Here is a 24214-nt window from a genome sequence, read left to right as displayed (position 1 = left end):
GCACTGACCATCTGCAGAAGGATCGACGAGAGATGAAGACCCCAACCCGCGTACTGCTCACGGCCCTGCTCTGCACGGCCGCCGTTGCCTGCTCCAAGAAAGTGAAGGAAGAGGCCCCGGTCGACACCGGTCCGTCCACGCCCGTGACCACCCAGCCGTCCACCGCCGCCGGCGCCTATGGCCCGGAGGACCTGGACACCGACGCCTGCCTGCGCCAGCGCACCGTGTACTTCGATTTCGACCAGGAGTCCCTGCGTCCGGAGTTCCAGGCCGCGATGGCCTGCCACGCCAAGTACCTGCGTGACCGTCCGTCGGCGCGCATCACCCTGGAAGGCCACGCCGACGAGCGCGGCAGCCGTGACTACAACCTCGGCCTCGGCGAGCGCCGCGGCAACGCGGTGTCGTCGGCCCTGCAGGCGAACGGTGGTTCGGCCGGCCAGCAGACCGTGACCAGCTACGGCGAAGAGCGTGGCGCGTGCAGCGCTTCGAACGAAGACTGCTGGGCCAAGAACCGCCGCGTCGAGATCACCTACACCGCCCGCTGAACCGGCGGTACGTGGAAGCGATGCATCGGCAGCTGGCGGGAACCCCGCCAGCTGCCGATTGTCTTTGAAGAGTCCGAACAACGGTGACAGGCCCATGATCCGCAGCCATTTCCTGACCAGCATCGTCCTCGCAGCCGCGGTGACGCTGGCCGCGCCGCCGGCAGCCGCGCAGCGCGCGAGCCTCGCCGAGCGCGTCGCCTCGCTCGAATCGCAGGCCGCGAACAACCAGGGCAATATCGACCTGCTCAACCAGCTGACCGCCCTGCGCGAGGAAGTCCGCGCGCTGCGCGGCCAGGTGGAGGAGCTGCAGCAGCAGAACCAGGCGCTGGAAACCAGCGTCCGCAACCAGTATCTCGACGTTGACGACCGCCTGAACCGGCTCGAGGGCGGCGCGCCCGTCGCGGCCCCGGTCGGGGCGGCGCCTGCTCCCGCTCCCGTTGCAAAGGCCCCGGCCGCCGCGACCGAGCGCGCGCCCGCGGTGTTCGGCGATGCCGGCCTGCTGGCCAACGCCGCCGACGAGCGTGGCGCATACGAGACCGCCTTCGCCGCCCTGCGAGCCGGCGACTACGCCAAGTCCGCGACCCTGTTCAGCGAGTTCCTGAGCCTGTATCCGACCGGGTCGTATGCGCCCAACGCCACCTACTGGCTGGGCGAGAGTTATTACGTGACGCAGGACTACGGCAACGCCCAGGCGCGGTTCCGCGCGCTGCTCGAGCGCTGGCCGACGCACGACAAGGCACCGGGCGCCCTGCTCAAGGTCGGGCTCTCGCAGTACGGGCAGCGCGACCTGGTGGCCGCGGAAGCCACCCTGGTCCGCGTGACCGAGCAGTACCCCGGCACCGATGCGGCCCGCACCGCCGACGACCGCCTGCGCTCGATCCAGCTCAACAGCCTGCGCTGACCCCCGCGGGGGCCTCCGCGCGCCGGCCGGCACGCGGCCGCACGGTACAATTCCCGCCATGGATACCCCTGTCGCCGGCTCCGGCGCGGCCGCTGCCGCGGTCCCGGACCGTCTCCGCATCACCGAAATCTTCCTGTCGCTCCAGGGCGAAGCGCGCGACGCCGGTTGGCCGACGGTCTTCGTGCGCCTGACCGGCTGCCCCCTGCGCTGCCGCTACTGCGATACCGCGTACGCCTTCCACGGCGGTGAATGGCGCGATGTCGACGCCATCCTGGCCGAGGTCGCCGGGCACGGCGTGCGCCATGTCTGCGTGACCGGCGGCGAGCCGCTGGCGCAGAAGCGCTGCCTCGGCCTGCTGGCGCGCCTGTGCGACGCCGGCCACATCGTTTCGCTGGAGACTTCGGGCGCGCTCGACATCGCCGACGTCGATCCGCGCGTCTCGCGCGTGCTCGACATCAAGACCCCCGGCTCCGGCGAGGAGGCCCGCAACCTGTGGAGCAACCTCGCGCTGCTGACGCCGCACGACCAGGTCAAGTTCGTGGTCTGCAGCCGCGCCGACTACGACTGGGCCCGCGGCGTAGTGGCCACGCACGCGATCCACCAGCGCTGCGACGTGCTGTTCTCGCCCAGCAAGTCCGAGGTCGACCCGCGGGCGCTGGCCGACTGGATCGTCGCGGACCGCCTGCCGGTCCGCTTCCAGCTGCAGCTGCACAAGCTGCTCTGGGACGACGCGCCCGGGCGCTGACATGAAGAACGCAGTCGTCCTTGTCTCCGGCGGCATGGATTCCGCCGTCGTCCTCGCCATCGCCCGCGAGCAGGGCTTCGCCGTGCACGCGCTGAGCGTGGCCTATGGCCAGCGGCATACCTCGGAGCTCGAGGCCGCCGCCACGCTGGCCTCGGTGCAGGGCGCGCGCGTGCACAAGACCGTCAGCGTGGACCTGCGCGCGATCGGCGGCTCCGCGCTGACCGCCGACATCGACGTGCCCGAGCCCGGCAGCGCCGGCGTCCCGGTGACCTACGTGCCGGCACGCAACACCATCATGCTGTCGATCGCGCTGGGCTGGGCCGAAGTGCTGGACGCGGCCGACATCTTCTGCGGCGTCAACGCAGTGGACTATTCCGGCTACCCGGACTGCCGCCCGGAGTTCATCGAGGCCTTCGAGCGGCTGGCCAACCTGGCCACGCAGACCGGCGTCGAAGGCGCCGGGATCCGCATCCACGCGCCCCTGCAGCACATGTCCAAGGCCGACATCGTGCGTGAGGGCCTGCGCCTGGGCGTCGACTTCGCGCAGACCGTGTCCTGCTACAGCGCCGATGCATCGGGCCGCGCCTGCGGCCACTGCGATGCCTGCGCCCTCCGGGCCGAAGGCTTCGGCGGGGCCGGCGTTGCCGACCCGACGCGCTACGTGGGCTGAGGGTCCGGATCGGCGTCGGCCCGGCGATGCAGGCAGGCCGGCTCACCGTCTGCGCGGCGCAGCCGCCGCAGCGGATCGATCTCGAGGCCGACGCGCAGCGAGCGGCCGATGCGCGCGGCGGTATCGAAGACATGCCGGGCCTGCGCGGGCGGGAGCACGTCGCGCGCGGTGCGATCCCACAGCGCCAGCCAGCGCGCGAAGTGCTGGTCGTCCAGGCCAAGCGGCCGGTGCGCGGACATCGGATTGCCGCGGTAGCTTCCGGCGCGCAGCAGCACCGAGCACCAGAAGCGGACGAGTGTCTCCAGATGCGCGTCCCAGTCGTCGATGGCCGCCTCGAACACCGCGCCCAGCAGCCAGTCGTGCCGCGCGCGGGCATAGAACGCGTGCACCAGGCGGGTGATGCCGGCCTCGTCGGGCAGGTGGGCGTGGGGCAGCGCCGGGGATGGGTCTTGCACAACCATGGCGCCGAGTATGGGCACCCGACGCTGCACCACGCCTTGACCCGGGTCAGGCGCTGCGACTGCCCGGACGGCGTGACATAATCCGCTGTCCCGTGGGCCGTTAGCTCAGTCGGTAGAGCATCGGACTTTTAATCCGCTGGTCGATGGTTCGAATCCATCACGGCCCACCATCCTGGTCCCGCGGCGTGCATCGCGCTCGCCACGGCGTCGTCATATGACCACCTCGCCATCCTCCTTGGCGAAGGGACGGTCGACCGGCGGCAGGATGTCGAGCACGATCTCCGAGGGCCGGCACAGGCGGGTGCCCAGCGGCGTCTCGACGAAGGGCCGGTTGATCAGGACCGGGTTCGCCAGCATCGCATCGAGCAGGTGCTCGTCCGACAGGGATGCATCCTCCAGCCCGAGCTCGAGGTAGGGCGTGCCCTTCTGGCGCAGCGCGTCACGCACGTCCAGGCCAGCGGCGGCGATCAGCGCGGCCAGGCGTTCGCGCGTGGGCGGCGCCACCAGGTATTCGATGACCTCCGGTTCGATGCCGGCGTGGCGGATCAGCGCCAGGGTGTTGCGCGAAGTGCCGCAGGAGGGGTTGTGGTAGATCGTCGCCTTCATGGATGGGTCCTCGTCCGTGGTCAGGTGGCGCCGCAGGATGCGGCCAGGGCCGCGGCGGCGGCGTCACCCTTGCGTTCGCTGTAGCGGCTGGTCAGGTAGTCGCTGCGGTCGCGCACCAGGAGGGTGAACTTGACCAGCTCCTCCATGACGTCCACGACCCGGTCGTAATAGGGCGAGGGCTTCATCCGGCCCTCGCCGTCGAACTCCTGCCATGCCTTGGGCACGGAAGACTGGTTCGGGATGGTCACCATGCGCATCCATCGGCCGAGCACCCGCAGGGCATTGACCACGTTGAACGACTGCGAGCCGCCGCAGACCTGCATGACCGCCAGGGTCCGGCCCTGGGTCGGGCGCAGGCTGCCGATTTCCAGCGGCAGCCAGTCGATCTGGTTCTTGAACACGGCGGTGACGCTGCCGTGGCGTTCCGGGCTGACCCAGACCTGGCCTTCGGACCATTGCGACAGCGCGCGCAGCTCCTGCACCTTGGGGTGGTCCGCGTCGACGGTGTCGAGCAGCGGCAGGTCGCGCGGATCGAAGACCCGGACGTCGGCCCCGAAGTGGCGCAGCAGGTGCCCGGCTTCGAGCGCGAGCTTGCGGCTGTAGGACTGGGGCCGGAGCGAACCGTAGAGGATCAGGATCCGCGGCGGGTGGCTTGCGCCATCCACGCCCAGCTTGCCGGCTGTTGGAACATCGGCCAACGCGGAGGCCAGGTTGGGGAGGTCGCCCTGCGCGCCGCAGGTTGCTTCGTCGGATTTCATTCCAGTATTCTAGAAAGATGGAACTGACCAATGCAAGCACCGCGCTGGCCGCGCTCGGGCATCCCACCCGCCTGTCCGTCTTCCGCCTGCTGGTGGAGGCAGGGCTCCAGGGCACCACGCCCGGCCAGATCGCCGATGCCCTGGCGCTGCCCGGCGCCACGCTGTCCTTCCACCTCAAGGAGCTCACCTCGGCCGGGCTGATCGGCGGCGAGGCGCAGGGGCGGAGCATCATCTACCGCGCCGACTTCGACGCCATGAATGGCCTTATCGGCTTCCTGACCCGCAACTGCTGTGGCGGCGATGCGAGCCGGTGCCTGCCTGCCGCCCGACCGTCGCGCAAGCGGACCCGTACCGTGCGCGAGGCCTGAGCCGTGCTGCCTGCGCTGCTGATCTTCGTCGCCACCATCGTCCTGGTCATCTGGCAGCCGAAGGGCCTCGGGGTCGGCTGGAGTGCCTCGTTCGGCGCGGCGCTGGCCCTGCTGACCGGCGTGGTCGGCGTGTCCGACATTCCCATCGTCTGGGGTTTCGTGTGGAACGCCACCTTCACCTTCGTGGCAGTGATCCTGATCAGCCTGGTACTCGACGAGGCGGGCTTCTTCGAATGGGCGGCGCTGCACGTCGCGCGCTGGGGCGGCGGAAGCGGACGCAGGCTGTTCGTCTACCTCGTGCTGCTGGGCGCGGCCGTGTCGGCGCTGTTCGCCAACGACGGCGCAGCCCTGATCCTGACGCCGATCGTGATCGCGATGCTGCTCGCCTTGAAGTTCAGCCCCGCCGCCACCTTGGCCTTCGTGATGGGCGCGGGCTTCATCGCGGACACCGCGAGCCTGCCGCTGGTCGTCTCCAACCTGGTCAACATCGTGTCGGCGGATTATTTCGACATCGGTTTCGGCGCCTACGCCTCGGTCATGTTTCCGGTGAACCTGGTCTCGGTGGCCGCCACGCTGGCCGTGCTGCTGTGGTTCTTCCGCCGCGACATCCCGGCGACCTACGACGCCACCCAGCTGCGCGCGCCGGCCTCCGCGATCGTCGACCACGCGACCTTCAACGCCGGCTGGATCGTGCTCGCGCTGCTGCTGGTCGGATTCTTCGGCCTGGAACGGCTGGGCGTGCCGATCAGCGCGGTGGCGGGCGCCGGCGCGCTGGCGCTGCTTGCCGTGGCCGCCAGGGGGCACAGGATCTCGACCCGCAAGGTGGTGCGTGAAGCACCCTGGCAGATCGTGGTGTTCTCGCTGGGCATGTACCTCGTCGTCTACGGCCTCCGGAACGCCGGGCTGACCGGCCACCTGGCCGGCCTGCTGGACGGGTTCGCCGGACACGGCCTGTGGGCGGCGACCTTCGGCACCGGCCTGCTGACCGCGTTCCTGTCCTCGGTGATGAACAACCTGCCGACCGTGCTGGTGGGCGCGCTGTCCATCGACGCCAGCCAGGCCGAAGGCCAGATCCGCGAGGCGATGGTCTACGCCAACGTCATCGGCAGCGACCTGGGTCCGAAGTTCACCCCGATCGGCAGCCTGGCCACCCTGCTGTGGCTGCACGTGCTCGCCCGCAAGGGCATCCGGATCACCTGGGGCTACTACTTCAGGGTGGGCGTGGTCCTGACCCTGCCGGTGCTGCTGGCGACGCTGGCGGCCCTGGCGCTGCGGCTCGCCTGACCCTCGCGATCACCCCTCCCTGACGCCACCGCGCCGAGGATCGGGCGGTGCCCCCGAGGAGAACACGGATGAACGCCACCCACCGGCCGCGACTGGCCCGACTCACGCCCCTGCCCCTGGCCGTGCTGGTCCTGACCGCCTGCGCGCAAAGCGGTGATGTGCGCGAACGCGCGGGCGCCGACGCAGGCAGCGGCTCCGGCGCGGCCGCCGTCCTCAGCGACTGGTCGGATGACGCCCCCGGAGCGATGCGGCACATCCGCGCCGCCGACATTCCGGCACCGGCCATGGGCATGGATCCGGAAGGTTCGGTGGCGGGCAACGTGGAGGTGGTCGCGCCACTGGCCGGGACGCTGCCCAAGGTGCCCGCCGGCTTCAGCGCCGAGGTGTTCGCCAGCGGCTTCAAGCAGCCGCGCACCCTTCGTGCGGCGCCCAATGGCGACATCTTCCTCGCCGAGAGCGGGGCGGGGCGCGTGCTCGTGTTCCGCAAGGGGCAGGGCGGAACCGCGACGCCCGAGGTGTTTGCCACCGGCCTGGACCGGCCCTACGGCATCGCCTTCGTGCCGGCGACGAGCCCGACCCACGTCTACGTCGCCGCGGCCGACCAGGTGGTGCGCTACCCGTACCGCAGCGGCGAACCCAAGGCCGCCGGCCCGGCCGAGGTGATCATCGCCGGCATCCCGACCAAGCGGCACTGGACCCGCGACCTTGCGGTCTCCGCCGATGGCGAGCGACTGTTCCTGTCGGTCGGCTCGGCCTCCAATCTCGGCGCTGCCGGAATGCCGGCGATGACGCCGGCGCAGATCCGCGTGCATGAAGCGACCGATGGCCTCGGCGCGGCCTGGGGCGAGGAGAAGGACCGCGGCGTGGTGCGCGTCTTCGACCGCGACGGCAAGCGCGTGCAGAACTACGCCACCGGGCTGCGCAACTGCTCGGGCATGGCGGTGCAGCCGGGCACCGGCAACCTCTGGTGCGTCGTCAACGAGCGCGACCACCTGGGTCCCAATGTCACTCCGGACTTCATGGTGCGGATCGAGGAGGGCTCCTTCCACGGCTGGCCCTGGTTCTATCTCGATGGCCGCGAGGACCCGGCGCGGGCCGGGCAGCGGCCCGACCTCGCGGGCAAGGTGACGGCGCCCGACGTGCTGTTCCAGGCACATTCCTCCGCGCTCAGCGTGGCCTTCCACGACGGCCGGGGATTCCCGGCCGACTACCGGGGCGACGCCTTCGTGGCCCTGCATGGCTCGCACAGCCGGCCCGACATCACCGGCTACAAGGTGGTGCGCGTGCCCATGTCCAATGGCCGTCCGTCCGGGGCCTACGAGGACTTCATGACCGGCTTCGTGCTGGACAACGGCCGGGTCTGGGGCCGCCCGGCCGGCGTTGCGGTCGACTCGGAGGGCGCCCTGCTGGTGAGTGACGACGCCAATGGCACGATCTTCCGCGTGACGCATGGCGGGCGACCGGCGCGCTGAGGCGTTGCGGGCGGGTGTTCCGGGCCGCCGGGTGATGCGCGGGGCGGCTCAGGCCGCCTCGGCCTCCGACACCACGTCCAGGACCTCGTCGCCGTAGCGCTCGATCTTGCCGGCGCCGATGCCGCCGATCAGCGCCAGGTCGCCCGGCGTCCTCGGGCGCAGCCGGGCGATCTCGCGCAGCGTGGCGTCGTGGAAGATCACATAGGGCGGCACGCCCTGTTCGCGGGCCAGGCGCGTGCGCAGCGCGCGCAGCGATTCGAACAGCGGCTGGTCTGCGCGGGGCACCTCCACGACTGTCCGCGCCCGCGTCTCGCCGTCGCGCCCGCGCGCCCGCGCCGTGCGCGGCGCTTCCTTGCGCAGCAGGACCTCCCGACGGCCCTGCAGCACCTCGCGGCTGTCGGCGGTGAGGCGCAGGCCGCCGTAGCCTTCGGTATCCACTTCCAGGAGTCCCGCCGCGACCAGTTGCCGGAATACCCCGCGCCAGGCGCGTGCGTCGAGGTCGGTGCCGATGCCATAGGTGCTGATGCCGTCGTGGCCGAACTGGCGGATCCGCTCGGACTCCGAGCCGCGCAGCACGTCGATCAGGTGCGCGGCGCCGAAACGCTGGCCGGTGCGGTAGACACAGGACAGCGCCTTTTGCGCCGCCACCTTGGCGTCCCAGGTCTCCGGCGGATGCAGGCAGTTGTCGCAGTTGCCGCAGGGCTCGCCGGCGCCCCGGCCGGCATAGTCCTCGCCGAAGTTGGCCAGCAGCACCTGGCGCCGGCAGCGCGTGGTTTCGCAGTAGCCCACCAGGGCATCGAGCTTGCGGTGCTCCAGGCGCTTGCGGTCCTCGCCCGCCTCGGACTGGTCGATCATCTGACGCAGCAGCACCACGTCGCCCAGGCCGTGGCACATCCAGGCCTCGGCCGGATCCCCGTCGCGGCCGGCGCGGCCGGTCTCCTGGTAGTAGCCCTCGATCGACTTCGGCAGGTCCATGTGCGCCACGAAGCGCACGTCCGGCTTGTCGATGCCCATGCCGAAGGCGATCGTCGCCGCCATCACCACGCCGTCCTCGAGCAGGAAGCGGCGCTGGTTGGCGGCGCGCACCGACGCGTCCAGCCCGGCGTGGTAGGGCAGGGCGTCGACGCCGGCCTCGACCAGCAGGGCGGCGGTCTTCTCCACCTTGTTGCGCGACAGGCAGTAGACGATGCCGGCCTCACCACGGTGGCCAGCGATGAAGTCGAGCAGCTGGCGGTTGCCGCTGTCCTTGTTGACCACGGTGTAGCGGATGTTGGGGCGGTCGAACGAGCTGGTGAAGCGCTGCGCCCCTTCGAGCTGCAGGCGCTCGGCGATCTCGCGCTGGGTCGGCGGATCGGCGGTGGCGGTGAGCGCGATCCGCGGCACCTGCGGCCAGCGTTCGTGCAGCACGGTTAGCTCGCGGTACTCGCGGCGGAAATCGTGGCCCCACTGCGAGACACAGTGCGCCTCGTCGATCGCGAACAGCGCGATCCGGCTGGCATCCAGCAGCGACATGAAGCGCGCGGTCAGCAGCCGCTCGGGCGCCACGTAGAGCAGGTCGAGGGTGCCTTCGCGCAGCTCGCGCTCGACCGCCGCGGCTTCGGCGCCTTCCAGCGTGGAGTTGAGGAAGGCCGCGCGCACGCCGAGCTGGCGCAGGGCTTCGACCTGGTCCTGCATCAGCGCGATCAGCGGCGACACGACCACCGCGGTGCCCTCGCGCAGCAGGGCCGGCACCTGGTAGCACAGCGACTTGCCGCCGCCGGTGGGCATCAGCACCAGGGCGTCGCCGCCCTCGGCTACGTGCCGGATGATCGCGGACTGGTCGCCACGGAAGGTCTCGTGGCCGAAGACCTGCTGCAGGATGCGGTGTGCGGCGTCGCTCATCCTGCAAGGATACCGGGCGCGCGTCTCAGCCCCCGGAATGCGAACGCCCGACGCGTGGTCGGGCGTTGCGCGGCGGGGCTGCCGGGAAATCCCGGCCCCTGGGCCTTACTGCAGCAGCGAGCGCAGCATCCAGGCGTTCTTCTCGTGCACGTGCAGGCGCTGGGTCAGCAGGTCGACCGTCGGGTCGTCGCCGGCATCGTCGGCGTTCGACAGCGCGCGGCGCGCGGTGCGGCAGACCGCCTCGTTGCCCTCGACCAGCTGGCGGACCATGTCGCGCCAGTCCGGTGCCTCGGTCAGGCCGGGCTCCTCGGTGATCGACGACAGGCGGATGAACTCGGCGTACGAACCCGGGGCGTTGTAGCCCAGCGCGCGGATGCGCTCGGCGGTTTCGTCCAGCGCGTTCCACTGCTCGGTGTACTGCTCCATGAACATGGCATGCAGCGAGTTGAACATCGGCCCGGTCACGTTCCAGTGGAAGTTGTGGGTCTTCAGGTACAGCGTGAAGCTGTCGGAAAGGAACTGGCCAAGGTCCTGCGAGATCGCCTTGCGATCGCGGTCGCTGATCCCGATATCGACCCCGGGGGCCATCGAGGTGCGGGCGGGGGAGGCCGCGGGCATCGCTTCCTTGGGGTTGTTGGCGCTGCTCTTCTTCGGCTTCGCTGCGGTCTTCGGGTTGCTCTTGGTCTTGGCCATCACTGTGTCCTTTCTGTTTGACGCGCGACAATGGGCGCGATGGGTGAGGGAGTCTCAAGGGCCGGCTACGGCGCACGTGCATGAATGAACTGGAGTCTAGTCCCCTGAATGCAAGTCCTGCGTCAAGGCGCGAGCGCCGGCGCGCGATCGACGATGCGCTGACGCGCGACCGTGGCCGCCTGCTCGGACTGTGGCGGCGCTGGGACCAGGCGAAGGACGATGCGCTGCGCCAGGCGGCGTTCGAGGATGCCTTGTCGCGCTCGCTGGCGCAGCGCGAAGCGCGTGCGCAGCGGCTGCCGCGGGCCGAGGTGGATCCGGCGCTGCCGATCGCCACCGAAGCCGGGCGCATCGTCGAGCTGCTGCGCGCGCACCAGGTGGTCGTCGTCGCCGGCGAAACCGGCTCCGGCAAGACCACCCAGCTGCCCAAGCTCTGCCTGGCCGCCGGCCGCGGCGCGGCGGGCCTGATCGGCTGCACCCAGCCGCGGCGCATCGCCGCGCGCGCGGTCGCCCGGCGCGTGGCCGAGGAGCTGCAGGTGCCGCTCGGCGGTGCCGTCGGCTACCAGGTGCGCTTCAGCGAGAACGTCGGCGAGCAGACCGCGATCAAGTTCATGACCGACGGCATCCTGCTGGCCGAGATCCAGTCCGACCGCTGGCTGTCGCGCTACGACACCCTGATCATCGACGAGGCGCACGAGCGCAGCCTCAACATCGACTTCCTGCTCGGCTACCTGAAGCAGCTGCTGGCGCGGCGCCCCAACCTGAAGCTGGTGGTGACGTCGGCGACGATCGACACCGCGCGTTTCTCCGCGCATTTCAACGATGCGCCGGTGGTCAACGTCGAAGGCCGCGGCTATCCGGTCGAGGTGCGCTACCGTCCGCTCGACGGCAGCGCCGGTGGTGACGGCAACGGCGACGATGGCGCGCTGTCGACCACCGACGGCATCGTCGCCGCCTGCGACGAGATCATCCTGGGTAGAGGCATCCTGGGTGGAGGCAGCCTGCGCGGCGGAAGCGGCATGGGCGGCGACGTGCTGGTGTTCCTTCCGGGCGAACGCGAAATCCGCGACGCCCACCGCGCGCTCGAGGGCCGCAAGTACCGCCATACCGAGGTGCTGCCGCTGTACGCGCGCCTGTCGGTGCGCGACCAGGACCGGGTGTTCAACCCGGGGTCGCAGCGGCGCATCGTGCTCGCGACCAACGTGGCCGAAACCTCGCTGACAGTGCCGCGCATCCATTACGTGGTCGATCCGGGGCTGGCGCGGGTCAAGCGCTACAGCCCGCGGCAAAAGCTCGACCGCCTGCACATCGAGCCGATCAGCCAGGCCAGCGCCAACCAGCGCGCCGGGCGCTGCGGCCGCATTGCGCCGGGCGTCTGCTACCGGTTGTACGACGAGCCCGATTTCGCCGCGCGTCCGGAGTTCACCGATCCCGAGATCCGCCGCGCCGCGCTGGCCGGCGTGATCCTGCGCATGCTGTCGCTGGGTCTGGGGGCGATCGAGGAATTTCCGTTCCTCGAGCCGCCAGACGCGCGCGCCATTGCCGACGGCTGGCAGCAGCTGGCCGAACTGGGCGCGGTGGACGCGGCGCGCAGGCTCACCGCGCACGGCGAGGCGATGGCGAAGCTGCCGGTGGACGTGAAGCTCGCGCGCATGCTGGTCGCCGCCAGGGATCACCGCTGCCTGCGCGAGATGCTGGTGATCGCGAGCTTCCTCGGCATCCAGGATCCGCGCGAGCGCCCCGCCGACCAGCGCGGCGCCGCCGACGCCGCACACGCCGCGTTCCGGGACCCGAAATCGGAGTTCGTGGCCATCCTGCGCCTGTGGGAGGCCTATCGCGTCGCGCACCAGGACCTGACCCAGTCGCAGCTGCGCAAGTGGTGCGAGCGCAACTTCCTCGGCTTCCTGCGCATGCGCGAGTGGCGCGAGCTGCATCGCCAGCTGAAGCTGCAGTGCGAGGGGTTGGGCTGGAGCGAAGAAGATCGGGCCGGGGACGTGCTGTTTGCCGCGTCCGGTGACGATGCGCCGGCGCAGGCGGCTGTCGGAGCGCCGTCCGTGCAGGATGCGCCGGCTCCCCGACGGCGCCGGCGCGGGGGCCGCGGCCAAGGCCAGGGCCAAGGCCAAGGCCACCGCGACGGCGTGCCGGCCAGCCCGGACAAGGGCGCGGCCGCCCAGGCGCGCGATCTCTACCAGAGCGTCCATCGCGCGCTGCTGGCCGGGCTGCCGACCCAGGTCGGCCATGTGCTGCCCGAGCGCGACAAGCGCCGTCAGGCGAGCTACGAAGGCCCCCGCGGACGCCGTTTCCAGCTGTTCCCCGGCTCGACCCTGGGCTCGCGACCGCCGCCATGGCTGCTCACGGCGACGCTCCTCGACACCGAGAAGGTCTGGGCGCTGACCAATGCCGCGATCGAGCCGGAGTGGGTCGAAGCCGAGCTGCCGCACCTCCTTTCGCGGCGCCACTTCGATCCGCGCTGGTCGCGGAAGCAGGGGCGCGTGGTCGGCAGCGAGCAGGTCGGCCTGTTCGGCCTGGTGCTGGCGGCCGCGCGGCCGTTCCACTACGGCGCGCATTATCCGGAGGAGGCGCGCGAACTGTTCCTGCGCGACGGCCTGGTGGCCGGCGAGATCAACCTGCGCGCCGACGTCGTCGCCCGCAACCGCCGCACGCTGGAGTCGGCCGAAGAGGAAGAGGCCAAGCAGCGCCGCACCGGGCTGGTCGTCGATGAGGACTGGATGCTGCGCTGGTACCGCGACCGCATCCCGGCGGAGATCACCAGCGCACAGGCCCTCGACGCCTGGTACGCGGGGCTGCCGAAAGAGCAGCGCCGCGCGCTGCAGTGGACGCGCGACGACCTGCTGGTCGCCGACGGCAGCGATGCCGAACGGTTCCCGGCGTACTTCCCCCTGGGCCACGCGCGGCTGGCGCTGCACTACCGCTTCGAGCCGGGCGCGCCCGACGACGGCATGACGGTGGTGGTGCCGCTGCACCTGCTCAACGCCATGGATGGACCGCGGCTGGGCTGGCTCGCCCCCGGCTTCGTGCAGGAAAAGGCCACGGCGCTGCTGCGCGGCCTGCCCAAGGCGCTGCGCCGCAACTTCGTACCGGCACCCGACTTCGCGCGCGCGTTCGCCGAGGCACACGGCACCGCCGAGGCGGCGACCGACAGCATCACCGGCACGCTGGCGCGCTTCCTCAAGCGCATGACCGGCGTCGAGCTGGCCGCCACCGACTTCGACGAATCGACGCTGGAGCCGCACCTGGTGGCCAACCTGCGCCTCCTCGACGCCGATGGCCGCAACGTGCTCGCGGAGTCGCGTGCGCTCGACGCGCTGCGCGCGCGATTCGGCGCGCGGGCTTCCGAGGCCTTCGCCGCGCACGCCGCGGCCGGGCTCGCGCGCGAGGCGCTGACCGCCTTCCCGGGCACCGCCATCCCGGTCTCGGTTCCCGGGGCCGGCGGCGTGCCCGCGTTCCCCGCGCTGCAGGACGACGGCGGCAGCGTGTCGCTCGACGTGCATGCCGACCGCGCCGAGGCCGAGCGCCTGCATCCGGGCGGCGTGCGCCGGCTGCTCGCCATCGCGCTGTCCGACCGCATCCGCCACGCGCGCCGGCAGCTGCCGGTGCAGCCCAAGACCGCGCTGTTGTATGCCGCCATCGAGTCCACCGCGCCCCGCGAGGCCGGCGGAAGCCGCCCGGCCGACACCCTGCGCGAAGACCTGGTGGACGGGGCGTTTGCCGCGCTCACGGCCGATGGCCTCGCCGACGTGCGTGATCCCGCGGCCTTCGCGGCCCTCGTCGACGCCGTTGGCAAGGCCCTGTTCCCCGAAGCCATGCGCCGCCTGCAGCAGGCCGAGGGAATCCTGGCCCAGGTGGCCGAGGTGCGCGCCGCGCTCGAAGGCAGGCTGATGGGCTGGGCGCGCGGCAACCTCGACGACCTGCAGGCCCAGCTGGCGGCGCTGGTCCCGGCCGGATTCCTGCGCGACGTGCCGGCCGACGTCCTGGCCTCCTACCCGCGCTACCTGAAGGCGATGGCGGTGCGCGCCGGGCGCGCGCTCAACGATCCCTCGCGCGACCAGCAGCGCATGCTCGAGCTGAAGCCGTTCGCCGATGCGCTGGCCCGCGCGCGGGCAGACGGCCGCGCCGAGGAGCCCGGCTGGCAGGCGCTGCGCTGGGAGCTGGAGGAGCTGCGCGTGCAGCTCTTCGCCCAGGAGCTGGGGGCGAAGGGCGGCGTGTCGCCGAAGAAGCTGGCGGCGCGGCTGTCCGCGCTTACTTGACGCGTTCGACCTTGGCGCGGGTGTTGGAGCCCTCGACCGCCATGTACCAGGCGTTGCCGACCAGGCTCGGGGTGATCCGCACCGTGGGAGCCTCGCGGCGGACGCCGGCCAGGCTGGCGCCATCGATCTGGCGCCAGACCTGGCCGTTGTCGAGCGTGTACTCGCGGCCGCGGGCAAAGCCGCTGAAGGTGCCGGCGATGCGTCCGGTCACCGGCTCGCTGGAGCCGAAGCTCAGGAAGCCGCGGTTCTCGTCCTCGACCTTGCGCTTGGCGGTGGCGGCGGCCTTCTCCGTCTCGCCCTCGATGGTGCGGCCCAGCCAGGCGTTGAGGCGCGCGAGTTGCGCCGCGTCGAGCTGGTCAAGCCCGGTGGCCTTGAACTCCTCCGGCGTCATCCTGGATTCGATCGGCTGCTGCTGGGCAAGCGCCGGCGCGGCGGCCACGAGCAGGGCGGCAAGGAGGAGGCGGCGTACCGGCATGGCGGCTGTTCCCGATTGCGAGGTCGGGCTAGTGTAGACCGTCCCATCCCCCGTTCTGGCAGTGGCTGCACGTGGTCGACAACGTGGACATCGAGGACCTGCTGGCGCGTCCCGCGCTGCGCACCCTGCCGCCGCCGGTCGCAGCCCTGCTGCGCGTGGCCGCCGCCGACGGTCCGGCGCCGTGCATCGACCCCGCGGGCGTGCTCGAGGACACGCTGGATGCGCTGGCCCTGCTGGATGCCGACGGCGAAGTGATGGCCGCGGCCATCCTGCACGCGGTGCCCGCGTGGGGCGCACGCCATGGCGCGCCCGCGCAGGGTCCCGGAGCGGCGATCCCGGCCCTGCTCGAGGGCCAGGAGGCCGCCAACCAGGTCTGGGCGCTGCACGCGGAGCAGGCCGCCGCCCGCGGCCACGAAGGCCTGCGCAGGCTGCTGCTGGCCCTGGTGCGCGACCTGCGGGTGGTGCTGGTGCTGCTGGCGCGGCAGCTGGCGCGGATGCGCGCGGCCACCGCGCTGCCCGACGACCAGCGCAAGGCGCTGGCGCGGCTCACCCGCGACATCCATGCCCCGCTGGCCAACCGGCTCGGCATCTGGCAGCTCAAGTGGGAGCTGGAAGACCTCGCCTTCCGCCACCTCGAGCCCGACACCTACCGGCGCATCGCCAAGCTGCTCGACGACAAGCGCGCAGGGCGCGAGCGCTACATCGCCGGCGTCACCGGCCTGCTGGGCGATGCGCTGCGTGCCGCGGGCATCGGGGGCGACATCGCCGGCCGTCCCAAGCACATCCACAGCATCTGGAAGAAGATGCAGAAGAAGGACGTGCCGATCGGCGAGCTCTACGACCTGCGCGCGGTGCGCGTGCTGGTCGACGACGTCCAGGCCTGCTATGCGGCGCTGGGCGTGGTGCATGCGCTGTGGACCCCGGTGCCCGGCGAGTTCGACGACTACATCGCGCGGCCGAAGAACAACGACTACCGCTCGCTGCACACCGCCGTGGTCGGCCCGGAGGGCAAGACGCTGGAGGTGCAGATCCGCACCCGCGAGATGCACGAGCAGGCCGAGCGCGGCGTGGCCGCGCACTGGCGCTACAAGGAGTCGGGTGGTTCGCAGCGCTCCGCCGCCGGCGAGGCCGCGGTCAACCGCAAGATCGAATGGATGCGCAACCTGCTCGAGGCCACCGCCGAGGGCGCCGACAGCGGCGATGGCGCGCTGGCCGGCGCCTTCGACACCGAGCTGCTGGAAGACCGGATCTATGCGCTGACGCCCAGGGGCGAGGTGATTGACCTGCCGCGCGGTTCGACGCCGCTGGATTTCGCCTACCGCGTGCACACCGAGGTCGGCCACCGCTGCCGCGGCGCCAAGGTCGACGGCCGCATCGTGCCGCTGGACCACGTGCTGCGCTCGGGCGACCGCGTCGAGATCCTCACCGGCAAGGTTTCGGAGCCGCGCCGCGACTGGCTGATGGCGACCAGCGGCTACCTCGCCAGCCCGCGCTCGCGCGAGAAGGTGCGCGCCTGGTTCCACAAGCTCGACCGCGCGCGCAACCTGCAGGACGGCCGTGAGCTGCTCGACCGCGAGCTCAAGCGCGTGGGCCTGGGCCAGGCCGAGCTGGCGCCGGTGCTGAAGCGCTTCAACGTCGAGGCCGCCGACGACCTGCACGTGCTGGTCGCGCTGGGCGACGTCGGCCCGCACCAGGTGGCGCGCGCGCTGGCCGAACACGAACGCGCACAGCGCGACGCCGCTGCAGGTCCGGCCGGGGACGAGGTGATCGCCCTGCGTGCGCCCAGGCGCGTGCGCCGGGCCGGCAGCCAGGACTTCACCGTCGTCGGCGTCGACAACCTGCTGGTGCAGATCGCGCGCTGTTGCCAGCCGCTGCCCGGCGAGGCGATCGCCGGCTACCTGACCCGGGCGCGCGGCATCAGCGTGCATCGCGCCGACTGCGCGGCGTTCGCACGCCTGGCGGCGCGCGAGCCGCAGCGCGTGCTGCCGGTCGAGTGGGGCGCCTCCGGTGGCGGCCACGAGGCTTCGGTGGTGCTGGACGCGGTCGACCGCAAGCACCTGCTCAAGGACGTGACCAACCTGATCGCCCAGGAGGACGCCCACGTGCTGTCGATCGACGGCGGTGGCGCGGGGCGCAGCCAGGGCCGGGTGCAGCTGCGGCTGGCGCTGCGCGTGGCCGACTTCGGCCAGCTCTCGCGCCTGCTGGGGCGGCTGGAGGCGCTGCCCGGGGTGGAGCGCGCGCAACGCGCCTGAGCCACGCGTTCACCGTGGCCGCCTTATGCTGCCGCGCGTGAACTCACCCCGGCACCTCGATCCTTTCCCCGAGCCACCCAGCGCCGGCGCCATCCTGCGCTGGCTCGCGGCGCTGCCGGTGCGCCTGGGCATGGTCCGCCACTGGCGCTGGTGGCTGATCGGCTCGATGCTCGCGATCGTGCTGCTGGCGGTGCTGCGCGCGCCGATCGGGGCGCTGCTGTGGCCGCAGACGCGGGCCCAGGCCCTGCGCGCCGACGCCGGGCAGGCGCTGGCCGAGGGCCGCCTCACGGCCGCCGACGGCAGCGGTGCGCGCGAGCTGTTCGAAGCAGCGCTGGCCATGGATCCCGACCGGGCCGAAGCCCGCCAGGGGCTGGCGCAGGTGGCGCTGGCCGCGCTGGAGCAGGCGCGCATCGCCCTGGCCGGGGACCGCTTCGACGATGCCCGGCGGAACCTCGCGCTCGCCCGCGCGCTGTCGGTGCCGCGCGCGGAAGCCGATGCCCTGGCCGATGCGCTGCGCCAGCGCGAGGCCGGGCACGCCGGCGTCGACGGCCTGTTCGCGCATGCCGAGGACGCGCATGCGCAGGGCCGCCTGGACGGCGGCGTCGGCAGCGCCCTGCCGCTGTACGCGCATGTGCTCGCGCTCGAACCGGCGCATGCCGGCGCGCTGCGCGGGCGCGAGGACGCGCTGGCCGAGCTGCTGGCGCAGGCGCGCGAGGCGCTGCGTGCCGGCGATGTGGTCGACGCCGCGCGCCTGGTCGCGACGGTGCGCACCTACGACCCCGGTCACGTCGACCTGCCCGACACGCTGGCGCGCCTGATGGAGGAGGCCAGGCTCGATGACGAGGGCCTCGCGCGCCTGCTGGCCGGCGAAGGCCAGGCGGTGCGCGCCGATCCCCGCGGCGTGGCCGCGGCGGCGGGCGGCGGCGCGGGAATCGACGCCGGCGAGCGCGCGCGGCGCGTGCGCGCGCTGCTGGCCCAGGCGGACGCCGCGCTGTCCGCGGGAAACCTCGTCGATGCCACCGGCAGCGGCGCGGCGGACAGGGTCGCCGCGGCGCGGGTGCTCGATCCCGCTTCGGCGGACGTGGCCGCGGCGGCCCTGCGCCTGCTGCCGCTGGTCCGCGAGTGCCATCTGCTCGAGCTGCGCAGCAACAGCCTGCGCCGCGCCGGCATGTGCCTGGAGGCGCGCGAGGCGCTCGGCGACGACACGGGCGAGCTGTCCATGGCCCGTCGCCAGCTGGCCGAACGCTGGCTGGCGGTCGGCGACGAGCGGCTGGGCGCGGGCGAGATCGCCAACGCACGCAGCGCGCTGGCGGCCGCGCGGGTGGCCGATCCGCTGGTGCCCGGCCTGTCCGACTTCGAGCTGCGCGTGCGCGCGGCGGCGGCCGCGCACCGGATGGAGTGACCGGAACCGGTCGACGAAGGCCGGTCGAAGAGGAGCTCAGTCAAAGAACACGCGGCGCACGACCTCGCGCGCCGCGTCGGCCGAGAAGTGCCGCGCGACGTTCTCCAGGCCGTTGGCGGCCAGCTGCTCCCACAGTCCACGGTCGCCGTAGGCGCGGACGACGGCCTCGGCGAAGCCCTGCGCATCGTCGGCCACCAGGACGTCATGGCCATCGACCAGGTGCATGCCTTCGGCGGCGCAGGACGTGGCGACCACCGGCTGCCCGTGCGCCATGCTGAGGTTGACCTTGCCCTTGACCCCGGCGCCATAGCGCAGCGGCGCCACCGCGAGCCGGCAGCCATCCATGTAGGGCGTGATGTCGGGCACGTAGCCGTGCACCAGCACGCCGGGCGCGTCGGCCAGCGCCGCGACCTCCGGCGGCACGTCGGCCCCGATGCAGTGCAGGCGCACGCCGGGAAGCCGCTCGCGGATCCGCGGCAGCACGTCGCCGACGAACCAGCGCATCGCGTCGACGTTGGGCGGATGGCGGAATCCGCCGACGAAGACCAGGTCGTTGCGCGCGTCGAAGGCCAGCCCGGGCCCCGCCACCTCGTGCACGTTCGACAGCACGTCCACGCGTGCGCCGGGCGCGTCGGCCCCGAGGACGTCGCGCTCGACGCTGCTGACCACCAGGGTGGTATCGGCCGCGGCGATCACGCCGAGCTCGCGCCGCCGGGTACGCTCGGCGGCGCGGGCCATGGTGGCATCGGCGGTGACTTCGGCGGTGCGCGTCTCGCGCAGGTAGTGCAGGTCGATGCTGTCGAACACCAGCCTGGCCTGGGGCGCGTGCCGGCGCAGCAGCGGCAGGAATTCGCTGGCGACGTAGTGGCGGCAGACCATGGCGACGTCGAAGCGCGGCCCGTGTTCCGCCAGCCATGCGGGTGCGCGCGCACCGTGCGGCGCGCACCAGACTTCCACCCCGAGCTGGCGCAGGGCGTCGGTATAGCGGCCGTCGTAGTGGCGGTTGGCCGGCAGGAAGACCACGTGCGCGCCTTCGCGGCGCAGCAGCCGCATCAGGTTGCACAGCCGCACCGAGCCCGAATCGCGATCGGGCTGCGGGGTCAGCGCGTCGATCACCAGGACCTGGCGCTGCCCCGCGTGCAGGGTCGCCGGCGACGGCTCGTGCGGCGGGCGCAGGCGCGCGAGCGCCTCGCGGCGGTGCGCCAGGAAGACCTCGCGGTTGCGCAACTGGTTGGCCTTGACGCCGCTGGAGGTGTCGGTGCCGGAGCTGGTGCCTTCGTCGTGCACGACCCGCGCCGCCGGCTGGTAGAGCACGCGGAGGCCCGCCGCGCGCACGGCGAAGGCCATGTCGGTGTCTTCGTAGTAGGCCGGCGCATAGCGTGTGTCGAAGCCGCCGAGCCCGAGGAAGAGCGCGCGCGGCAGGGCGATCGCCGCGCCGCTGGCGTAGTCGACGTCGCGCAGGTAGGCGTAGCGCGGATCGGCGGGATCGCCGAAGCGGCCATAGTTCCAGGCGTTGCCGTCGCAGAACACCACGCCGCCGGCCTCCTGCAGGCGGCCGTCGGGATACAGCAGCTGGGCACCGACCAGGCCCGCATCCGGGTGCTCGCGGAAGGTGGCGACCAGCGAATCCAGCCATCCGGGCTGCGGCACGGTGTCGTTGTTGAGCAGCACCAGGAACTCGCCCCGCGCCAGCGCGGCACCGTCATTGCAGGCGGCGATGAAGCCGCCGTTGCTGGCGCGGCGGTGGTAGCGCAGGCCGTCCACCTGCGGCAGCGACTCCGGCGTCGCGTCGCTGGAACCGTCGTCCACCACGATCACCTCGAAGGCGACCTCCGGCGGATGCGCGGCCAGCGCGCGCAGGCAAGCGAGGGTGTGGTCGAACTGGCCGTAGACCGGGATCACCACGCTGGCCACCGGCTGGTCGCTGGTCGGCAGCGCGAAGGGCGCGAACGGCGTCGCGGGCGGCAGGTACAGGCCTTCGCGCAGCGCCTGCGAAGGCGGCACCAGCTGGGCACGCGCGCGCTCCCAGCTCGCGCGCATGCCGCGGGTGCGCAGGCTGAGCAGCGTGCGATGGGCCAAGCCTGCGGCGCGTGCGAGGAGGAAGCGCGCGTCGGCGAGCGTGTAGGGCATCCAGCGACAACTCCGGCTGAAGATCAGGGCGTGCGGGCTCCGGGCGGCGACGGGCGCTGGGCTAGACTCCGCACGATTCCGGGCATTCTCGCATCCCGGCACCCCGCCGGAGGCTCCGGCGCTCCCGCATCCACGGCCGCCGAGCCCACATGGCACGCATCGATTACGACGAAGACGACCACGACGACGCCACCGGCAGCCCACGCCGCGACTGGCGTCGCACGCTGCTGACCTGGGTGCTGGCCGCCGCCGGACTCGGCCTCGGTTTCCTCGTTCCCTACATGCTGTACCTGAACCACCAGGTTGGCGAACGCTTCGGCCAGCTGCAGTGGCAGGTGCCCACGCGCGTGTACGCACGGCCGCTGGAACTCGCGCCCGGCGTGGCGATGGATGCGCGCGCGCTGCGGCTCGAGCTGGAAGCCGCCGGCTATCGCGAGGGCGACGGACAGCGACCCGGTACCTGGGCCAGCGACGACGGCCGCTGGACCATCGCCAGCCGCGGCTTCACCGACGTTGGCGGCGAAGTGCCGGCCAGCCGCGTCGAGGTGCAGCTGGCCAAGGGCACGGTGGCCAGGCTGCGCGACCTGGTCGGCGGCCGCGACGCGGCGCGCGTGCGCCTGGATCCCGCGCGCATCGCCACGCTCTACGGCCGCCAGCAGGAAGAGCGCCGCCTGGTGCGCGTGCAGGAGGTCCCGCAGCAGCTCACCGACGCATTGCAGGCGGTCGAGGACCGCGACTTCGCCCATCACCACGGCATCGACGTGCGCGGCATCGCGCGTGCGGCCTGGGTCAACCTGAAGGCCGGCGAGGCCCGCCAGGGCGCCAGCACGCTGACCCAGCAGCTCGCGCGCAGCGGCCTGCTCGGCATCGGCCGCGAGCAGACCTGGACCCGCAAGGTCAACGAAGTGCTGTACGCGCTGATCATCGAGGCGCGCTACGGCAAGGGCGTGATCCTCGAGGCCTACCTCAACCAGGTCTACCTCGGGCAGCGCGGCAACCAGGCCATCCGCGGGGTGGCCGCGGGCGCCGAGTACTGGTTCGGGCGCCAGCTCGACGACCTCTCCACCGAACAGGTGGCACTGATGGTGGGCATCATCCGCGGCCCGTCGCACTACGATCCGCGCCGCCATCCGGAGCGGGCCAAGACGCGCCGCGACTTCGTGCTCGGCGAGATGCTCGAAACCGGCCTCATCGACCAGGCCACCCACGACCGCGCCGTGGCCGCGCCGCTGGGCGTGACCAGCGCACCGGGCAGCATCGCCGCCAACCGCTTCCCGGCCTATATCGACGTGGTCCGCCGCCACCTTGCCAGCGACTACTCCTCCGACGAGCTGCAGGGCGCGGGGCTGGTGGTGATGACCGCGATGGCGCCGTCGGCGCAGGCCTATGCGGAAAGCGCGGTCACCAGGACGCTCGGCGCGCTCGACAGCAGCAAGCGGCCCGCGCTCGAGGCCGGCATGGTGCTGACCGACGTGCACAGCGGCCAGGTGGTCGCGGTGGTCGGCAGCCGCGACTTCGCCATGCCCGGCTTCAACCGCGCGATCGAGGCCCACCGGCCGGTCGGCTCGCTGCTCAAGCCCTTCGTCTACCTGCTCGCGCTGGCGTTGCCCGACCGCTACTCGCTGGCGAGCTGGGTCGACGATTCGCCGGTGACCGTGACCCTGCAGAACGGCAAGCGCTGGACCCCCGGCAATTCCGACGGCAAGAGCCACGGCAGCGTGCGCCTGATCGACGCGCTGGCGCGCTCCTACAACCAGGCGACGGTGCGCGTGGGCATGGCGATGCGTCCCGAGCGGCTGGCACAGCTGATCCAGCAGCTGGCCGGGATCGAGGCGGTGGCCAACCCGGCGCTGATCCTGGGTTCGGTCGACCAGACACCGTACGCGATGGCCCAGCTGTACCAGTTCCTGGCCTCGGACGGCGAGATCCAGCCGCTGTACACCGTGCGCGGCGTGCTCGACCCGGACGGCCGCGTGCTCAACCGCTACGACAAGGCGCCCCGGCAGCCCGAGGACGGCGACCGCACCGCGGCGCGGCTGGTGACCGTGGCGCTGCAGCACGCGGTCAGCTCGGGCACCGGACGGCAGCTGGTGAACGATGGCCTCGGCCGGCTGGATTCGGCCGGCAAGACCGGCACCAGCAACGACGGCCGCGACAGCTGGTACGCCGGCTGGACCGGCGACCACCTGGCCGTGGTCTGGGTGGGCAACGACCGGAACGAGCAGACCGGGCTGTATGGCGCCACCGGTGCGATGCGCGTGTGGTCGGCGACCTTCGCGCGCCTGCCCAGCGCGCCGTTGCGCGTGGATGCCAAGGGGCTGGAGTGGACCTGGGTGGTGGCCGGCCACAGCACCGACGCCGGGTGCGCCGGCGCGCGGCGCTTCGCATTCGCCGAGGGTTTCGCGCCGCCGTGGCAGCCCTGCGTGATCGCGCCGCCGCCCGCGGAAGACGCCTCGGGTGGCGGGTGGCGCGAGTGGTTCGGCTTCGGCAGCGGCCGCGATCCGGCCACCGAGCCGCCGCCGCAGCCCGTCACCGGTGATCCGGCGAACCAGCCGCCACCGCCGCCCCAGGACATCGAGCCATGACACGCCTTGAAGCCACCCGCCGTGCGCGCATCCTGCGCGCCGCGCCCGCCGCCCTCGCGCTTGCGCTCGCGGCCTGTGCGAGCGCGTCCCTGCCTCCGGCCACGCCGCAGCTGACCACGGCCACGCCGGCGCAGATGGTCGCGTACATCCGAGCCACGGGCGGCGACGGCGAAGGCGAGCTCGACGTGCAGCCGCTGCGCGACAGCCAGGTCGAAGACCTGCGTCAGCGCGCCGATCGCCTCCAGGAGCAGGGCCACCATGCCGACGCCGCGGCGGCGCTGGACCAGGCCATTGCCCTGGTCGACGACGACCCGGCGCTGCTGCAGGAGCGCGCCGAGGTGGCGATCCTGCTGGGCGACACCGCCCGGGCGGGCGAGCTGGCGGCTCGCGCGCAGGCACTGGGCTCCGGGGTGGGGCCGCTGTGCCGTCGCCACCAGGCGACGCTGGAGCAGGCCGCCCTGGCCCGCGGCGATGCCGAGGCGGCGGCCGTCGCCAAGGCCGCGATCGAGGCCTGCCGGGTCGCGCCGCCGCCGCGCTGGTGAGGCGCGGGGCTCGCGCGGCGCCAAGGCCGACAGCCGCGCGCGTCAACCGGCGACCCCGCCGGTCGCGGTTTGCAGCGATCATGGCGGCCTGATGAGCCCTTCCGGATCCACCGCGGCCGTGCCCGCCGTTCCCGACCACCCCGCCCACGACCCGGCCACAGCGGGCTCCGGGCCTGCGC

At 72.4% G+C, this 24214-nt stretch carries 19 protein-coding genes and 1 tRNA gene; 13 read left to right on the top strand and 7 right to left on the bottom strand.

What is annotated here, in order from left to right; translation table 11 throughout:
• Positions 1–32 precede the first annotated feature (32 nt).
• The 4 genes from pal (at position 33) to queC (ending at position 2861) form a co-directional block, all read left to right on the top strand.
• Complete coding sequence (pal, locus tag JG616_RS12685; protein ID WP_199362764.1) at positions 33–545, top strand: peptidoglycan-associated lipoprotein Pal; 513 nt, start codon at positions 33–35, stop codon at positions 543–545.
• 94 nt (positions 546–639) lie between these two features.
• Positions 640–1446 carry a tol-pal system protein YbgF gene (ybgF, locus tag JG616_RS12680; RefSeq protein WP_199362765.1) on the top strand — a complete coding sequence of 269 codons (807 nt, stop codon included), beginning with the start codon at positions 640–642 and terminating at the stop codon, positions 1444–1446.
• A 58-nt stretch (positions 1447–1504) separates the two neighbouring features.
• Positions 1505–2191, top strand: coding sequence for a 7-carboxy-7-deazaguanine synthase QueE (gene queE, locus JG616_RS12675; protein ID WP_199392812.1), 687 nt, complete (start codon positions 1505–1507; stop codon positions 2189–2191).
• 1 nt (position 2192) lies between these two features.
• Positions 2193–2861 carry a 7-cyano-7-deazaguanine synthase QueC gene (gene queC / locus JG616_RS12670; protein ID WP_199392811.1) on the top strand — a complete coding sequence of 223 codons (669 nt, stop codon included), beginning with the start codon at positions 2193–2195 and terminating at the stop codon, positions 2859–2861.
• On the opposite strand, the gene JG616_RS12665 is transcribed toward queC, so the two are convergent.
• Entirely contained in the window at positions 2849–3322 is a 474-nt protein-coding gene (locus JG616_RS12665; RefSeq protein WP_199392810.1) for a group III truncated hemoglobin, read from the bottom strand. The genes queC and JG616_RS12665 overlap by 13 nt on opposite strands.
• 94 nt (positions 3323–3416) lie before the next feature.
• On the opposite strand from JG616_RS12665, the gene JG616_RS12660 reads away from it, so the two are divergent.
• A tRNA-Lys gene (locus JG616_RS12660) sits at positions 3417–3492 on the top strand.
• Positions 3493–3532: 40 nt separating this feature from the next.
• On the opposite strand, the gene arsC is transcribed toward JG616_RS12660, so the two are convergent.
• Together arsC and arsH are read right to left on the bottom strand one after the other, a co-directional pair.
• Positions 3533–3928 carry an arsenate reductase (glutaredoxin) gene (arsC, locus tag JG616_RS12655; protein ID WP_199362769.1) on the bottom strand — a complete coding sequence of 132 codons (396 nt, stop codon included), beginning with the start codon at positions 3926–3928 and terminating at the stop codon, positions 3533–3535.
• 20 nt (positions 3929–3948) lie between these two features.
• Positions 3949–4686 (bottom strand): arsenical resistance protein ArsH, encoded by a 738-nt coding sequence (gene arsH, locus JG616_RS12650; protein WP_199362770.1) that lies wholly within the window; start codon positions 4684–4686, stop codon positions 3949–3951.
• Between the two features lie 17 nt (positions 4687–4703).
• Here arsH and JG616_RS12645 point away from each other — a divergent pair, with 17 nt between their 5' ends.
• From JG616_RS12645 to JG616_RS12635, 3 genes are all read left to right on the top strand, one after another.
• Positions 4704–5054 carry a metalloregulator ArsR/SmtB family transcription factor gene (locus tag JG616_RS12645; protein WP_199392809.1) on the top strand — a complete coding sequence of 117 codons (351 nt, stop codon included), beginning with the start codon at positions 4704–4706 and terminating at the stop codon, positions 5052–5054.
• 3 nt (positions 5055–5057) lie between these two features.
• The gene (locus tag JG616_RS12640; protein WP_199392808.1) at positions 5058–6338 is read left to right on the top strand and encodes an arsenic transporter; all 1281 of its coding nucleotides are present in this window, start codon (positions 5058–5060) and stop codon (positions 6336–6338) included.
• A 68-nt stretch (positions 6339–6406) separates the two neighbouring features.
• Positions 6407–7810 (top strand): PQQ-dependent sugar dehydrogenase, encoded by a 1404-nt coding sequence (locus JG616_RS12635; protein WP_199392807.1) that lies wholly within the window; start codon positions 6407–6409, stop codon positions 7808–7810.
• Positions 7811–7858: 48 nt separating this feature from the next.
• Here JG616_RS12635 and recQ read toward each other — a convergent pair whose 3' ends face one another.
• Both recQ and JG616_RS12625 read right to left on the bottom strand, forming a co-directional pair.
• On the bottom strand, positions 7859–9691 hold the full coding sequence (gene recQ / locus JG616_RS12630; RefSeq protein ID WP_199392806.1) for a DNA helicase RecQ: 1833 nt from the start codon (positions 9689–9691) through the stop codon (positions 7859–7861).
• Between the two features lie 105 nt (positions 9692–9796).
• Entirely contained in the window at positions 9797–10309 is a 513-nt protein-coding gene (locus tag JG616_RS12625; protein ID WP_234446649.1) for a Dps family protein, read from the bottom strand.
• 155 nt (positions 10310–10464) lie between these two features.
• On the opposite strand from JG616_RS12625, the gene hrpA reads away from it, so the two are divergent.
• Positions 10465–14649 carry an ATP-dependent RNA helicase HrpA gene (gene hrpA, locus JG616_RS12620; protein ID WP_199392804.1) on the top strand — a complete coding sequence of 1395 codons (4185 nt, stop codon included), beginning with the start codon at positions 10465–10467 and terminating at the stop codon, positions 14647–14649.
• Here hrpA and JG616_RS12615 read toward each other — a convergent pair.
• On the bottom strand, positions 14642–15124 hold the full coding sequence (locus tag JG616_RS12615) for a hypothetical protein (RefSeq protein ID WP_199362779.1): 483 nt from the start codon (positions 15122–15124) through the stop codon (positions 14642–14644). The two genes, hrpA and JG616_RS12615, sit on opposite strands and share 8 nt — an antisense overlap.
• Positions 15125–15195: 71 nt before the next feature.
• On the opposite strand from JG616_RS12615, the gene JG616_RS12610 reads away from it, so the two are divergent.
• A complete protein-coding gene (locus JG616_RS12610) occupies positions 15196–17376 on the top strand; it encodes a RelA/SpoT family protein (RefSeq protein ID WP_343225025.1) in 2181 nt (726 codons plus the stop codon).
• 37 nt (positions 17377–17413) lie between these two features.
• Positions 17414–18778: a hypothetical protein gene (locus JG616_RS12605; protein ID WP_199362781.1), complete on the top strand. Its 1365-nt coding sequence runs from the start codon at positions 17414–17416 to the stop codon at positions 18776–18778.
• 36 nt (positions 18779–18814) lie between these two features.
• On the opposite strand, the gene JG616_RS12600 is transcribed toward JG616_RS12605, so the two are convergent.
• Positions 18815–20908, bottom strand: coding sequence for a glycosyltransferase (locus tag JG616_RS12600; RefSeq protein ID WP_199392803.1), 2094 nt, complete (start codon positions 20906–20908; stop codon positions 18815–18817).
• 149 nt (positions 20909–21057) lie between these two features.
• Here JG616_RS12600 and mrcB point away from each other — a divergent pair, with 149 nt between their 5' ends.
• A complete protein-coding gene (mrcB, locus tag JG616_RS12595) occupies positions 21058–23493 on the top strand; it encodes a penicillin-binding protein 1B (RefSeq protein ID WP_199392802.1) in 2436 nt (811 codons plus the stop codon).
• Entirely contained in the window at positions 23490–24035 is a 546-nt protein-coding gene (locus tag JG616_RS12590; RefSeq protein WP_199392801.1) for a hypothetical protein, read from the top strand. The genes mrcB and JG616_RS12590 overlap by 4 nt, the downstream gene beginning before the upstream one ends.
• Positions 24036–24214 lie beyond the last annotated feature (179 nt).

The sequence above is a fragment of the Luteimonas sp. MC1895 genome, assembly GCF_016457215.1.
Lineage (GTDB): Bacteria > Pseudomonadota > Gammaproteobacteria > Xanthomonadales > Xanthomonadaceae > Luteimonas.
The sequence above is the reverse complement of the archived record's forward strand: the minus strand, read 5'-3'. Positions and strand labels throughout refer to the sequence as shown.